This is a genomic window from Nocardiopsis ganjiahuensis DSM 45031, from assembly GCF_000341085.1.
Classification (GTDB): domain Bacteria; phylum Actinomycetota; class Actinomycetes; order Streptosporangiales; family Streptosporangiaceae; genus Nocardiopsis; species Nocardiopsis ganjiahuensis.
Map to the genome: position 1 here is coordinate 1 of NZ_ANBA01000024.1, position 14,018 is coordinate 14,018.

15 protein-coding genes and 1 CRISPR repeat array are annotated in these 14,018 nt (G+C 67.3%); of the genes, 7 read left to right on the forward strand and 8 right to left on the reverse strand.

Annotation, left to right across the window (positions count from 1 at the left end; translation table 11 throughout):
- Both D458_RS34410 and D458_RS0127695 read left to right on the forward strand, forming a co-directional pair.
- Positions 1-1,815, forward strand: a 1,815-nt coding sequence (locus tag D458_RS34410) for an RHS repeat-associated core domain-containing protein (RefSeq protein ID WP_017589974.1), incomplete at its 5' end; no start/stop codon positions are given.
- A gap of 814 nt (positions 1,816-2,629) precedes the next feature.
- Positions 2,630-4,060 carry a hypothetical protein gene (locus D458_RS0127695; protein WP_152521269.1) on the forward strand — a complete coding sequence of 477 codons (1,431 nt, stop codon included), beginning with the start codon at positions 2,630-2,632 and terminating at the stop codon, positions 4,058-4,060.
- 552 nt (positions 4,061-4,612) lie between these two features.
- On the opposite strand, the gene D458_RS0127705 is transcribed toward D458_RS0127695, so the two are convergent.
- From D458_RS0127705 to D458_RS0127715, 3 genes are all read right to left on the reverse strand, one after another.
- Complete coding sequence (locus tag D458_RS0127705) at positions 4,613-5,026, reverse strand: hypothetical protein (RefSeq protein WP_017589977.1); 414 nt, start codon at positions 5,024-5,026, stop codon at positions 4,613-4,615.
- 195 nt (positions 5,027-5,221) lie between these two features.
- Positions 5,222-6,775: a CRISPR direct-repeat array (repeat unit 29 nt; unit sequence GTGAGCCCCACGCACGTGGGGATGGACCG).
- A 367-nt stretch (positions 6,776-7,142) separates the two neighbouring features.
- Entirely contained in the window at positions 7,143-7,970 is an 828-nt protein-coding gene (locus tag D458_RS0127710) for an alpha/beta hydrolase family protein (protein ID WP_017589978.1), read from the reverse strand.
- Positions 7,971-8,697: 727 nt separating this feature from the next.
- Positions 8,698-9,063 carry a MerR family transcriptional regulator gene (locus D458_RS0127715; protein WP_017589979.1) on the reverse strand — a complete coding sequence of 122 codons (366 nt, stop codon included), beginning with the start codon at positions 9,061-9,063 and terminating at the stop codon, positions 8,698-8,700.
- 85 nt (positions 9,064-9,148) lie between these two features.
- Here D458_RS0127715 and D458_RS0127720 point away from each other — a divergent pair, with 85 nt between their 5' ends.
- Together D458_RS0127720 and D458_RS0127725 are read left to right on the forward strand one after the other, a co-directional pair.
- A complete protein-coding gene (locus D458_RS0127720; RefSeq protein WP_017589980.1) occupies positions 9,149-10,021 on the forward strand; it encodes an NAD(P)-dependent oxidoreductase in 873 nt (290 codons plus the stop codon).
- An 86-nt stretch (positions 10,022-10,107) separates the two neighbouring features.
- The gene (locus tag D458_RS0127725) at positions 10,108-10,341 is read left to right on the forward strand and encodes a hypothetical protein (protein ID WP_017589981.1); all 234 of its coding nucleotides are present in this window, start codon (positions 10,108-10,110) and stop codon (positions 10,339-10,341) included.
- A 202-nt stretch (positions 10,342-10,543) separates the two neighbouring features.
- Here the strand turns inward: D458_RS0127725 and D458_RS34415 are convergent, their stop codons facing one another.
- The 4 genes from D458_RS34415 to D458_RS0127745 are packed head-to-tail and all read right to left on the reverse strand — an operon-like array spanning position 10,544 to position 12,004.
- Positions 10,544-10,771 carry a helix-turn-helix domain-containing protein gene (locus D458_RS34415; RefSeq protein WP_017589982.1) on the reverse strand — a complete coding sequence of 76 codons (228 nt, stop codon included), beginning with the start codon at positions 10,769-10,771 and terminating at the stop codon, positions 10,544-10,546.
- Positions 10,768-11,190, reverse strand: coding sequence for a hypothetical protein (locus D458_RS38220; RefSeq protein ID WP_017589983.1), 423 nt, complete (start codon positions 11,188-11,190; stop codon positions 10,768-10,770). The genes D458_RS34415 and D458_RS38220 overlap by 4 nt, the downstream gene beginning before the upstream one ends.
- The gene (locus D458_RS0127740; RefSeq protein ID WP_017589984.1) at positions 11,190-11,750 is read right to left on the reverse strand and encodes an ATP-binding protein; all 561 of its coding nucleotides are present in this window, start codon (positions 11,748-11,750) and stop codon (positions 11,190-11,192) included. The genes D458_RS38220 and D458_RS0127740 overlap by 1 nt, the downstream gene beginning before the upstream one ends.
- Entirely contained in the window at positions 11,747-12,004 is a 258-nt protein-coding gene (locus tag D458_RS0127745) for a hypothetical protein (RefSeq protein WP_017589985.1), read from the reverse strand. Before D458_RS0127745 ends, D458_RS0127740 begins: the two co-directional genes overlap by 4 nt.
- 138 nt (positions 12,005-12,142) lie before the next feature.
- On the opposite strand from D458_RS0127745, the gene D458_RS34425 reads away from it, so the two are divergent.
- The 3 genes from D458_RS34425 to D458_RS0127760 all read left to right on the forward strand — a co-directional run bounded on the left by D458_RS34425 (position 12,143) and on the right by D458_RS0127760 (position 13,689).
- Positions 12,143-13,045: a helix-turn-helix domain-containing protein gene (locus D458_RS34425; RefSeq protein ID WP_083936448.1), complete on the forward strand. Its 903-nt coding sequence runs from the start codon at positions 12,143-12,145 to the stop codon at positions 13,043-13,045.
- A gap of 11 nt (positions 13,046-13,056) precedes the next feature.
- Positions 13,057-13,236, forward strand: a complete 180-nt coding sequence (locus tag D458_RS35865) for a DUF397 domain-containing protein (RefSeq protein ID WP_083936449.1) — start codon at positions 13,057-13,059, stop codon at positions 13,234-13,236.
- Between the two features lie 225 nt (positions 13,237-13,461).
- Positions 13,462-13,689 (forward strand): DUF397 domain-containing protein, encoded by a 228-nt coding sequence (locus D458_RS0127760; protein ID WP_017589988.1) that lies wholly within the window; start codon positions 13,462-13,464, stop codon positions 13,687-13,689.
- Between the two features lie 129 nt (positions 13,690-13,818).
- On the opposite strand, the gene D458_RS37100 is transcribed toward D458_RS0127760, so the two are convergent.
- The gene (locus D458_RS37100) at positions 13,819-13,968 is read right to left on the reverse strand and encodes a hypothetical protein (protein ID WP_017589989.1); all 150 of its coding nucleotides are present in this window, start codon (positions 13,966-13,968) and stop codon (positions 13,819-13,821) included.
- Positions 13,969-14,018: the final 50 nt, after the last annotated feature.

Consider the following 14,018-nt stretch of genomic DNA (forward strand, 5'->3'; position numbering starts at 1 on the left):
AATCCGGCCAAACCCACCAGCGTCACCACCCCTGACGGGGACACTCTGGAGATGTCCTACGACAGTGCGGGGAACCTGATCCGCGCGGTCCAGGAGGACATGGACATCACCGTCTCCGACATCGACTACACCGGCCAAGGGCTCGTCTCCTCCACGACGGACGCCAACGGCAACACCACCGAGTTCTCCTACGACAGTTCGGGGAACCTGACCGAGATGGCCGAGCCGGGCCCGATCGGGGCGACCTCGTTCGGCTACGACTCGCTGTCGCGGGTGACCTCGGTGACCGACGGCAACGGCACCAGGCTGGACTACGGCTACGACCGCCTGGACCGGATCGTGTCCATCTCCCATGAGGGCGATGTGCTCCAGAGCGTGGAGTACGACGGCAACGGCCGCCAGGTCGCCACGCACATCGACCAGGCCACCACCACCTGGTCCTACAACGGTCGCGGCGATTTGACCGAGTCCGAGCGCACCGACTCCGCCGGTACGGAAACCACCAGCTACACCCACGACGCGGTCGGCAACGTCACCGCCGTCACCGAACACGGCCAAAAGACCGAGTACGGTTACGACGCCGCGTTCCGCCTCACTTCCCTGGTCGACCACACCGGAGCCGAGACCACCTTCGACTACGACGCCAACAACCAACGCACCACCATCACCCACCCGGACGGGGCCGAGGAGAGCCGCGGCTATGACGCCTCGGGGCGGTTGACGGACATCACCACCACCGGCGCCGCCGACCAGATGCTGGTGGAGGCTTCCTACACCTGGGACACCGCCGAGGGCGAGGACAGCACCCAACTGCAGTCGCGCACCGTCAACGGCGAGGAGGAGAACTTCTCCTACGACGGCCTGCAGCGCCTGACCAGCAACGGCCAGATCGACTACACCTACGACGACGCCGGCAACCTCCTGCAAGCGGGGGAGGAGGAGTTCACCTACAACGACGCCGACCAGCCCACCCGAGCGCGCGGTGAGGACGTGGCCCACGATGAGGCCGGGAACATGACCGGCCGCGGCGAGTACGTGCTGGACTACAGCGTCACCAACCAGAACACCCGCATCGACGACGGCGACGGGAACCTGGCCACCAGCCTGAGCTATGACACCACCGACCAGACCCAGATGCGCGGCGTCACCGACGTCCACGACGGCGACCGCCTCGAGCGCCAGCTGTCCAACACCGCCCTGGGCGTCACCAACATCGCCTCAAACGGGGAGCGCACCAGCTTCGTCCGCGACCCCAACGGCCAGCTGATCTCGATGGTGGCCTGGGACGGCGACGAGCGCTTCCACTACACCCTGGACCACCAGAACACCGTCCTGGCCCTGACCGCCGAGGGTTCTGAAGCCGATGCCCCAGACGCGGTGTATGAGTACAGCCCCTACGGTGAACAGAACAGTGACACCCTGGACGGGACCCGGGCGGGGGAGCTGAACCCGTTCGGTTACACCGGCGCCTACCAGTTCCAGGACGGGACCGTGCACCTGTCCCACCGCTTCTTGGACACCTTCACGCTGGGGTTCACCCAGCCGGACCCCTCCCGGCAGGAGTTGAACAACCACACCTACGCGGCGTGTGACCCGATCAATAACACTGACTCGAGTGGCTTGGCCTCCGCCGCTTGTGTCGTGTCGGTCGCGGCCCTAACTGTTACGGCGCTTGCCGCTGTGATCGGGTTCGGGTTGATCTTCGCTTACGGAATGCCTGTAGCCACGGCAGCTGCTGTGGGGACCGGGGCTTTGGCAGGGCTCGATGTCATGGCGATCGGGCTCTCCCTAGCCGGAGTAATTTTGTCCTGTTGACCTCCCCGGGGTGCGGTACCCCATCCTTGATCGTGTACCGCGCCCCGGTTCCCCTGAATCGAGGAAAATGTCCCCGAGAAGGAAAAAAGCGTCCGCGGCTGGAGTTCTCTACCTCGTAGGAGCGGGATTTCCGGTAGTGGTACTCATCCTGCTCCTGGCCGATGGTGTTTTTGGAACAGGAATCAGTCCTGATGTCCTGATTGGACTCGGAATCGGGGCGGTTGCGGTCTTCGTCTTGGTCTCAGCTGTGCTGTTCGGTGTGCTCTCCGGGTTGGCGAAAGATCAAGAAGCCGGAGCATCTGAGAAGGCAGGCCCATGATCTCCGCTCCTGGATGACGTCTTCCGGGACGGGAGAGTCTGACGGCACCTGTTTCGTGCCGGGTGTGGGGCAGACAGCGTTGTGTGCTGGGATCGCCTCCCCTCACTCATCTTCTCTGGCTCTTGGGGTGAGGAAGTGCCCCCACCGGCTGATGCGTGAGTACCTGCCCAAGGGGACCGAGATCCCCCGGCACCAGCCGTAACCGACCGCGATCGGTGAATGAGGGTGGCGAGAGCCTGGAAGGCGATCGTGGAAGCCCGCGCTTGTTCGGCCCCGCCCCCGCCCAGCAGTACCTCGACCGGGGGATGCGGACCGCCGCGAACCTTCGCTGGACTCCACAGGGTTTGGGATGAACGAGCTTCCGTCTCGTCGATAGGTTCGTTTCGACGATCACCCCCTCGACACGAGCGGAGACTCGCGTTGGACCACGAAGACCCCCTACCCCCGCCGCAGGCCGAGCCCTCCACGGAGCACACACCCGACCGACTCCTGACGGTGATCGGCAACGCCACCCTGCTCGGTATCGGCTACATGCTGATGCGCCGGCCGGTTTTGGCGATCGCGTCGCTGCTCGGATCGATCGGTCTGCTGGCGCTCATCGCCGTCTATCCGTACGTTCTGGTGTGGAGGGTGCTGCTTCCGGTCTGGTGGGCGGCAGTGGTAGCCCATACCTGGTGGTCGGCGCCCCAGAAGGATCCGGTCCTTCGGGGTGTGGAGAACTCGGTATGGCGCAAGCGCGTCCTCGCCGCCGCCTGCCTGATACTCGTCCTGCTTGCCTGGGTCCGCTTCGACTCCTGGGCGATCACGCGCGACGCCGAGGTCGCTCACGCCGACGGCGACTGCGATCGCGCTGTGGCCTCGTTGCGATGGCTCGGTGCGGCCCACGGCGTCGTCCACAGCTCGGTGGCCTCGCGAGGCGAAGAGGAGCGCGAGGCCTGCGAACTGCTGATCGACGCCCTCGACACGTTGGGTCGGCCCGCGGCGGCCGAGAAGCTCGAAGCCTATCTGGACCACCCCGGTTCCCTCTGGGACGGCGCCGGACCGGAACGAGCCGGACTTCTGCTCGAAGCGGTCATGGACAGCAACGATGAGGTTCTGGAAGACGACGATCCGGCACTGGCCACGATGGAGGACGCATTCGCGCAGCTGTCCGTAACGCTCCAGAGCACGCCCGGCCAGAGCGAAAGAGTGGGAGAGGTCGTGGAGTCGTTCCTCGCCGCTCTCGTCGAAGCCCCGCCCTGCCGGACCAAGGAGATCGACACCTGGCTGTTCGCGCAGACCTGGGAGGAGCCGGAGCTGACCGAAATGGTAGCGCCAGAGGCCGATCAGGTGCCGATACGGATGTTCGGCTGCGCGGATGAACTCGGCAGTACCAGCGTGGAAGCGGCGTATGCGGCCTACCAGGAATTCCTGACGGTCCACCCCGAACACGCCTTGGCGACGAAGGCCGCCGAGAGCCTGCTCTCCGACGGAGGGTACTGCGAGTATCCGGCTGCCTATCCTGGTGCGCCGGCTTACGAGGGTGGCGGTCCGCACGCGATGTGGACGGTCGGGATCGACCCCGACGAGTACGACTTTCCGGGTTCCTGGCAGGCCGAGACTACTGACGAGACGGTCCTGGTGGTCTGTGCCGAAGGCCCCGAACGGGGCAGCCTCCAGCAGACCTGTGCCTACGAGCCGGGGGAGAGCCAACTGGAGCCGCGAGGGTTCGTGGAGGTCGATTTCTATGCCAGTGAGTTCACCGTCGAGGCGTACGAGCTGAGGTCCGGTGAGCTGGTGGCGGACTACAGTGCGGAGGTCGGCGACCCGTGTCCCGGAGTGCTCGAATACGGCTCCAGCCCCTACCTCGATATCGTGCCGGACGAATACGACTCCGACTATTCGGACGCGGACGTCCGAGCGATCTTCGACCGCCTCATGGATTGATCCCGTGTCCGCTGGTCGAGGGTCGGACGGCACGGTGAACTCCGGTCTTGGGCCGTGGAGCGTGGGTCGGCGTCCTCGGGCGGGGCCGTCGGCCTACGCTCCGGCAGGGTGCGCCCCAGCCCGTCGGCCGACGCTCGGGTTCTGCCTGCGGTCGAGGCGCCAGCTACCAGCACTATCCCGCCGCGCGGTGAGGCCGCGGCTGCGGCCAGACGCCGATCGAGCTCACCGTCGGTCTCACGGGGCACGTATGGCGGCAGACCCCGTGCTCGGTGTCTGGGAGGGCTTCGTGGGCGCCCAACCCACGGGCATCGGCCTGGTGGCCCTGGTCTCATCCTTCCGGGGTCATGGTGCGCGAACGGGCTCCACCATGACCGAAGAATGCCTTGCGCAGGCGCCGGTCGGGGCCGTGCAGCAGGCGGTGGACGAACCGCGAGATCAGGTAGAGCAGGGGACAGAGCCGACGTGAGCGTCTGTACGGACACGTGTGAGCTCGTGGACTTTGATTCGCGGGCATGCTGCCCAACACTTGTTCCGCGGTGAGGAGAGAGGAATTCACATCGTCTCCGGGGCCGTACCGACGGCCCCGGCTGAGCGAAGTGAGCGTCCCAAGTCTCCGACGAGGATGCGGGGGTGTCGCCGCCACCACCACAGGTCGGGGCCGGGCAGCCTGTGGAACTGATCGAGTGCCGTGCCCTCGTCGTCGACGGTCGCGGCCTTGTAGCGGTTGTCCAGAGCTTTGATCTGTGGGGTCCAGATCTGGACGATGTGTTCGTCCAACAAGAGCCATGCCTCGTGCAACCAGGTCCGGGAGTAGAGATCGTTGGTGTATTCGTAGATGTCGTCGTCATAGCCGAGCTCGATCGCGGAGACGAGAGCAGCCCACGCGGTCACCCTGTCGGAAACCGTGAACGCCGTCCGCCAGCCTCGTTGGTGCAGCAGCTTTCCGACCTCGATTTCAGTAGCCACGAGCGTGAGGTTCTCATACGGGGATTCGTTCAGGCGACCGTGAGGTCGTTTGCTGTGGTGGAGTATGTAAGACGAAGCTGACGCTCTGAGGTTTGGGTGCGGGGCGGGTCGTGGATTGGGGGGCGTTGAATCAGCTCCCTACTGCCGAGTAGGTCTCTCGGAGATAACGCCTTGCGTTTTCGCAGGTCATTAACTGTGAGCCCCACGCACGTGGGGATGGACCGCTGATCATCACGACCCGGCAGGGGAGCACCGGTGAGCCCCACGCACGTGGGGATGGACCGCCGTGCGCGAGTCGATGGCGGCGCTGGAGCAGGTGAGCCCCACGCACGTGGGGATGGACCGAAACGGCTCCCCCCGACACGACGTTTCCCCGTGTGAGCCCCACGCACGTGGGGATGGACCGCTGGCATACGGAGAGGTCTCCCCGGGGGAGCGGTGAGCCCCACGCACGTGGGGATGGACCGCGGCTGTTCGCGTGGTCTGAGGATTGGCAGCAGTGAGCCCCACGCACGTGGGGATGGACCGTTCGGCAGGATCCCCGCGCTGATCCTGTTCGTGTGAGCCCCACGCACGTGGGGATGGACCGCTCATCATCGCCGGGTACGGCGGTGCGACCACGTGAGCCCCACGCACGTGGGGATGGACCGTACAGCACCGAGCTGGTGCCCCTCGGTGGCGCGTGAGCCCCACGCACGTGGGGATGGACCGAATGGCTCTGCCATTCTTTATCCGAGTCGCCTGTGAGCCCCACGCACGTGGGGATGGACCGCATCTACGTCCGAGGCCATTCTCCGGACACCGGTGAGCCCCACGCACGTGGGGATGGACCGGGCGGGTGGGCCACCAAGGGAGCCGGCAGCACGTGAGCCCCACGCACGTGGGGATGGACCGACCTGGCGCCGCGCGCCGACGATCCGACGCGCGTGAGCCCCACGCACGTGGGGATGGACCGGCGCTGTTCTGGCCCGGTGCTGCTCACCCGGTGTGAGCCCCACGCACGTGGGGATGGACCGGCGCTGTGGATCGAGGAGGGTACTCGCCCGCAGTGAGCCCCACGCACGTGGGGATGGACCAGTCGGCGCGGGTGCCGCCGGTGACGTCGATGTCGTGAGCCCCACGCACGTGGGGATGGACCGCGGATCATCCGGGCCCACCCCGACGCGGTCCTGTGAGCCCCACGCACGTGGGGATGGACCGCAGCAGGTTGAGCGGCAGGGGCGTGTGCCGCGGTGAGCCCCACGCACGTGGGGATGGACCGGAGCTGGACCGCCGAGAGGAGCGGGCCGCCCGGTGAGCCCCACGCACGTGGGGATGGACCGGGGCACCGGGGCGCGAAACGGCGTCTGACCTGGTGAGCCCCACGCACGTGGGGATGGACCGTCCCTCGGCCAGGGCGATGATGCCGAGGATGGGTGAGCCCCACGCACGTGGGGATGGACCGGGGGCGTCGTGGTGGGTCAGGGTCCAGTGAGTGTGAGCCCCACGCACGTGGGGATGGACCGATCGTGGAGCTGTCCAACCGCTCCCGAGGAGTGTGAGCCCCACGCACGTGGGGATGGACCGGCCGGCGAGCACGCGGTAGAACGCCAGATCCTGTGAGCCCCACGCACGTGGGGATGGACCGGACGGGTCAGAGCGGCGCATCGACGTGCCCCCGTGAGCCCCACGCACGTGGGGATGGACCGGACGACTGGAACCGCGTGGCCCAGCTCCGCCAGTGAGCCCCACGCACGTGGGGATGGACCGGTGGCACCCAGCTGTGGGTGGACACCCCGGAAGTGAGCCCCACGCACGGATGGACCCAGGCCCGCCCCCGGAGCCGTCGTCGACCGCCGGGAGCTTCGGGCCTTCCTGGCTATTTCTCAGCGGGGGTTCCCCAGGATGAACGGACGAGGTGGGCAGGATCCGTTCTGGATCACCGCGTAGAACCGGAGCAGCCCTACGCCACGGGCGCACCGTAGACCAGTGCGGCACCGGCGCATAGCGGTGACGATTTTCTCTGCCCTGGTCAGAGCCTGCCCGTGCTTCACGCGGGCAGGCTCCCGTTTGCACAGCATCAACGTGCCTGAAGACAGGGGCACCACCGGCCCTGAGAATGCTTACCTACCGCTGCTCACCGCGTCGCGAACTGCCGGACGAACCACTGGGTGAGAACCCCGTCGACCGCCGCCGTCGCGGGCAACTGGGGAGCTGGTTCCAACCCAGGCTCATCGGCCAGCGAGTGGGCCAAGCCCGGCACCGTCGTCAGCTCGATCTCATCCGGACGCGTGTACTGCCCGCGAAGTGTCTTGACCAGGGAAAATGCGTCTTCGCGCAACGCCGGGTGGTCGCGCTCGCCGCTGACCAGCAGCAGCGGCGGCTCTCCACTCAGCTCCCCGGCGCGGCCGACGAAGTCGAGATCGTCGGCCGCCCTGCGGGATTCGGCGGTCCAACCGTAGGGCTGGCCGAGCCCGGCCGCGAGAAGTTCGACGGCCGCGCTCACCCGCACAGCTGGATTGACGAGCGCGACCGCCCTGATCGGTGTCGGCGGGGCTGTGAACACTTGCAGGGCCACCGCCCCGCCAAGCGATGCACCGAGGATGCTGATCGGCTGGTCGTCGACCGGTAGCTGACGGTGCAGCTCGGCCAGCGCGGCCGGGAACTCCTCGACGGCCTGGTGGACCATCGGAGCGAGGTACGCCAACAGGATGTCTTCGCGAGCGAGTTCGACGTGTCTGTCGAGACGGCCCTCGACCATACGCGGACCACACAGCGGCATACCCAGGTGGACCCGCCAGGAAGGAACACCGGCCATGGGCAGTGCCGCTGCGAAGGCTGCGTCCGTGCGGGGCGCGTCCAGCATGTGCCAGGTCACGATCAACGGCGCAGGGTCGTTGCCCGTCCCGGACGGCGGGAGGGCTGTGAACGGCACGCCTGCGGCTGTACCGGTGATCGCGTCCATACAGACTCCTGTGGCTTTCGGGGTTATGCCGCCAACCGTAAGGGAGCTCTGCCGGGCGCGGACGTCCTTTCTGCTGCGGGCAGACCTCCGGGTCCCGACCACGGGCCGAGATGTGCCGGGCAGCCGGGCCCGGGCGGGCCGCTCCGCGTTGCGAAGGTGAACCAGTTGTGCTCCCCGCGCACGTAGGGGTGGAGCGAAACCCCGAAGCCCGGACAGCCGGGAGGGCATGAGAGCCCCAAGCACATGGGGATAGACCGCCGTTCGGGGTGGGGTGTCGTGGGCGGTCCCGCACTGGCACGTCAACCGGCTCATCGCACAGTAGACCGCTCGTGTTCTCACCGGCGCCCCACTTCAGGGCACGGTCGGGGAGTCCGCCCACCGCCACCTGGACCGGCCCGCTTGCGTCGGCTACGCGGGCGGGGGCATCACCATCCTGCCCAGCGCCACCTACGCGTGGGTGCCTCTGGACCCGCGGTTCGTGGGGTGGGGCCAGGAGAACGAGTCGTGGACGCACGCCCTGACCACCCTGGCCGGGTCGTGCTGGCGCGGCCGAGCGGACCTGTGGCACCCGCCCCAGGAACGACTCAACACCCGGTGGGGCTCTGCGCGTGGGTGGGCTCTGGCCAGGAGCTACGAACAGGCCCGACGGCGCCCCGACCAGATGTGTGCGCTCGTTGACGAGACCCGCATACCCCACCCCGCAGGGTTCGGCGGCGACTAACCGAGGTCAGCGCGGGGTGGCCGCGATCATGGCGTCGAGAACGGCCCGGGCGTCGTCCAGCTCGGTGATGGACCTGATGATCCGGGTGCGTTCTCGACGCAGATCCGCCAGGAGGTCCGGACAAGCCGCCGCCAGGCCTTCACCTGTGTCGACCGTGCACGGTAGCACGGTGCGGATGGTGCTGGTGCTGAGCCCTGCGGTGAGCAGGATGCGGATGCGTCGCACCCGTTCCACGTCAACGCCGTCGTAGGCGCGGTATCCGCTGGGCCGCCGCTCCGGTTGAAGCAGTCCTCGCTCCTCGTAGTAGCGCAGAAGACGTTGACTGACACCGGTCCTTCGCGCCAGCTCTCCGATACGGATGGTCGCCTCCACTTGACTCTCACATACGTGTGAAGGTCTAGCTTAATCACGCGGCGACCGACACATCGGTCGGGTTCCGCGGAGACCGGAGGAGACCATGACCCACGGCGTGAACAATCCCGTGACGATCGTCGGACTGAACGCACGAGGCGCCGCGCTGGCCCGAGCACTGGCGGTGCACACCCGCGTCACCGTCTGGGACGGGGCCGGCCACCGGTCCGAGGCGCCGCACATCGAGGGGGTCTCCCGGGCCGGATCAGCAGCGGAGGCGTTCACCGCTTCGCCTCTGGCCGTGCTGTGCGGAGACGACTACGACCACGTCCACCGCGTGCTCGAAACGGCCGAACCGCATGTCTCCTCAGTGGACGTGGTCAACCTGACCTCGGGGACGGGAGATCAGGCCGAGCAGGTGGCAGCCTGGCTTGGCGCGCGGGGCGTCGACTACCTGGACGGTGCCCTGATGGCCCACCCCGAGCACGTCGGAGACCCGGACACAGTGCTGGTCCTCAGCGGATCACGCCCGGTCTTCGACCGCCACGCTGCGGTGCTCGCGCGCCTGGGCAGCCCGACCTACCTGGGATCGGACCCCGGTGCCGCGGCGCTGTACGACGTAGCGATGCTCAACTTCGCCTGGTCCACGCTGCTCGGCTTCCTGGAGACAGCCGCCCTACTCGGAACAGCGGGTGTCTCGGCCACGTCCGTGTCGCCGTTGTTGACGCGCTGGCTGTCCGGCACTGTCGCGGAGGTGATCACCGGCTACGCCAGCCAGGTCGACGACCGCCGCTACCCGGGAGACCAGGACTGGCTCGAACTGGACGCCCCGCTCATGGACCACCTCGTCGAGGCCGCGCGGGCCCGTGGTATCGACACCGCTCTGCCCGAACTCATCAGGTCGCTGACCGCGAAGGGTATCGAGGCGGGCCACGGTCGGGCCAGCTTCGCCAGCCTGGTCGAGGTCCTACGGGTGTGACACCGGGGTCTCGCGGGCGAGATGGTCGACTTCCTGCTGGTCTGCGGCTTTGTCCGACGGGTGAGGAAACCACGGGGTGGTTCGGTGTGGCGATCATGGTCGGCGGAGGCATCGCCGTCGCACCCCTGGTCCGCCTGCTCCTGATACGGATGGAAGCGTTTCGGTGGGTGCTGACCTTGCTGTGCGCGCCGGTGGTGCCGGTGGCCGCGGTGTTTCTGGTGTGGGCGGTCCTGTGGGCCGTCGGCAACGCGGTCATCGGAGAACTGGACAATCCCGTTTCCTGTCTGCTGGAGACCCTCACCGGAATCGCCGACGACTAGTCGTCTTCTTCGGCCAGGTCCAGGCTGCCGACGATCACTCAACCGCGCCGCTCCGAAGGCACCAGCAGGCCCTGGTCGCCTGGGGCGGCGAGAGCTACGCGCAGGCGGGGATGGTTGGCGCCGCTGCGGAGATCAGGGGCCGCGCGCCCGCTGGGGTTCGGGGGAGGACCTCAGTGGGCGCGCGGGGTTCGAGGGGTGTCGGTTACCGGTTGTGGTTCAGGCCAGCGAGGGCGAGGATCTCGCTGGTGTGGAACCTCTTGTGTCCGCCCAGGGTGCGGAAGGGGCTCAGGGCCCCTTTCCTGATCCAGCGGCTGACGGTGTGGGAGGAGACCCGGAAGAGCGCGGCGACCTCGGGCTGGGTCATCGCGGGCCGACCTTCGATGTCCTGAACCGTGAGGCCTGACAAGGGCTGTTCGGGCTGGGAGCTCACCGGCCCTCCTTGGCGGCCTGTTCCTGTTCGCGCTGCTTCTCTTCCTCGATCCTCCGGCGGATGAGCTCGCCCTGGCGGCGGTGGGCGTTCTCCTCCTCGGGGGTCAGCGGCCTGTTGGGGTCGGGCTTGCGTGGCATGAGGGGCGATCCTTCCTCGGGTGTGAACACACAGGTACGGGTGTGACCGGTAATGGTGGAGGTGCTCCTGGCGATGCCCAGGTGGCGGTGGGCGAGCCGGCGTAGGAGTTCGGTGCGGGTGGGCGCGGTGATGCGTTCGAAGGGGTCGCCCTCGCCCTGCCAGTTGAGGGGCCGGTAGGCGACGTACTTCTCGTGGGGCGGGGAGCCCTCGACGGTCATGCACCAGTGCCGGTAGAGCAGGTCGCACAGCACCCGTTCGGGAACAGGCAGTTCCTCACCCATCAGTGCTCCTCCCCGAGCCGGTTCCAGAGGGTGCGGGTCTGGTCGTAGGGCAGGTGGAACCAGACCCTGCGGCTGCGGGTGAGGCCGTTGTCGCCCCAAGAAGCGGACAGGGCGTTGATCATGGCCAGGCCGCGCCCGCTGGTGGCTTCGGGATTCAGGCCGCGAGAGTCGACCTTGAGGTGCTGGGGCCGGTCGGGGTCGAAGGGACCGGGCACGCCCTGGTCCTGGCAGGTCAGGCGGAGCCCGTCGCGGCGGCGTTCGCAGGTCAGGGTGTAGTGGCCCAGCGGCAGGCCGGAGCGGGTGTGGGCCAGGGCGTTGGCGGCCAGCTCGTTGCCGAGCAGGGTGAACAGGTACCGGTAGTCGCGGCCCCGGTGGGCGGCGGCGGTGTCCAGGAAGGCGCGCACCAGCGGCATGAGGTGGACCGAGGAGGCGAACTCGTAGTGCCGCACCCGGTAGGGGGCCCGCCCGGAGTCGGGGTCGAAGTAGTGCCGCGACCTGGAAGGCACGGTCTCGATCAGCGGCAGTGTCACCGCAGGCAGCTTCGTCAGCAGGGCGTTCACAGCATCACCCCCAGCTTGTGCAGCCCGGCCAGGACGGCGCGGAGCACGTCCAGGGGAGCGGTGTCCAGCGGCCTCCGGGGAGAGGGGACCAGCGGTGGGCGGGGCGAACGCGGCGGGCGCGCGCCCATCGGGGTTCGGGCAGCGGTGGCGTAGGTGCGTACGCGCCCGGCCCTGCGGGGGCGACGGCGGCGAACGAGTTCGGATGCTCGGTGGCGCACGTAGGCCAGCTCGGACAGGTTCAGGTAACGCGGCATAGCGCGACTCCTGGTGCTCAGGTGCCGGATGGGAGGTCCAGCTGGAATGAATACACGACCATATTGACTGTGTCAGACTGACGCGTCAATAGGGCACTGTCAGACTGACTGAAATGCCCGCATCTGCGTAGGAGCTTTATGATCCAGAAAGCGAAGCACCCCGAACCAGAGAAGGTAGAAGCCCCCGTGGCACCACCGAACCAGCCCAGCATCGAGCGGCGCCGTCTGGCTGCGGAGCTGCGTAGTCTGCGCGAGGGCAAAGGGATGACGACCGAGGAGGTCAGGGCCGCACTCGGATGGTCATCAGGGCGTCTCAACCACATGGAGGGTGGGCGCCATTCCGTGCCGGACACGTCGGGCCTTCGTGCGCTTCTCGACCTCTATGAAGTCACTGATGCCACCCGACGCGAGGCACTGGAAGCGCTCCGTTGGGAGGCCAAGGCTCGGCCATGGTGGCGAGACTACGAGGATGTCCTCACTGATGGGTTCCTCGGCTGGGAGGCTCGGGCACGGCGCATCTCCGCTTTCCAGCCGATCGTCGTGCCAGGCCTGCTGCAAACTCCCGAGTACGCCGCTGCATCCGCTCGGGCTTCTCTGGCCCGTACGGAAGAGGAGATTGAACGCATCGTCGCCGCTCGTGTCAAGCGACAGGAACGTGTACTCGGTCGTTCGGATGCGCCGGAGTTTCGATGTGTCCTCGACGAAGCCGTTCTCCTTCGCCTGGCCGCCCTGCCACCTGAACTGGCACAGGCTCAGCTTCGCCATTTGCTGGACACGGCAACCAATGTGAACACCGTAAGCCTGCTGGTGCTACCTATGAGCGTTGGTCTGCATGGGTGTCTCCATGGCTCGACCGTGCTGCTGGAGTATGACGACGAGCGGGATCCACCGATCGTCTACCTCGAAACACGGAGCCGTGGCACTTACGTGACCGGTCCAGCTCAGGTAGCGGACTACCGCCTTGCGCTGGACGACGTCACTGCAGACGCCTTGTCGAAGAGCGCCAGCATCGACTTGCTCAAGAGCATGATCACTGACTAGAAGAGGCACCCGTGTATTCATCCCGCGAGTTCCACAAGTCCAGCTACAGCCCGAACGAGTCAGCGTGCGTCGAGGTTGCGGAGGGTGCAGTCACCGCGGTTCGCGACACCCAGAATCGCGAGAACGGGGCCTTGATGTTTCCCTCTGCTGAATGGCAGGCGCTGCTCGGTGCCGCTCGGCGCGAAGCTTAGAGCAGCACATAGAAGCCCCCACCCGCAGAGGGTGGGGGCTTCCGTGTATTCATCCCGCGAACACTGTACTCCGGTGCCCCCCGGCCGGGAAGTAGACCTCACCGGGCTGCTCGTGGCCGCAGTCGGTCAGACCTCGAGACGTCGTCCCTTGCTTCCGGGGCGTGGAGGTGGGCAGGAGTGAGCACGAGTCAGTCCGAACCTCTATCCCCAACAAAGGACTCAGAGATGCGTCTCCACACCGCAGACCTCGCCTCCTACAGCAATCCGAACAACTGCGTGGAGGTCGCCCAGTTCCGGAAGTCCTCGTACAGCTCCGCCCGTGGACAGGACTGCGTCGAGGTGGCCGACTGCCGGTGCGGTGCCGCCGTCCGGGACACCCAGAACCGGAACCTCGGTGCTTTGGCCTTCCCCTCCCTGGAGTGGACAGCCCTGCTGACTTCCGTCCGCACTTGAACCCAGGCCGCATCTGGCCTGGTCGAACACCCCGGGTTCCCGGTATCCGGGGCCAGGTCCGAGGTAGAGCACAGCGAAAGCGACGGCACCGCGCCTCGGCAGCGGTCCGTCACCCTGGTGAGCCGCTGACTACATCGAGAAGAAGGCCACCACTGCCACCACGGTCACGGTGACGAAGGCGACCAGCGCGAGCAGCGCGTTGGTCTTGAAACGCTCCTCGTCCCCGGGCGAGAACGGGCCGAGGTCGGTCTGGTCGTCGATCTGGGAGGTGTCGTTCATACCCCCCATCCTGCCGTCTCCGGAGGCCCCGCACCAAGTGGGTCCGGGAC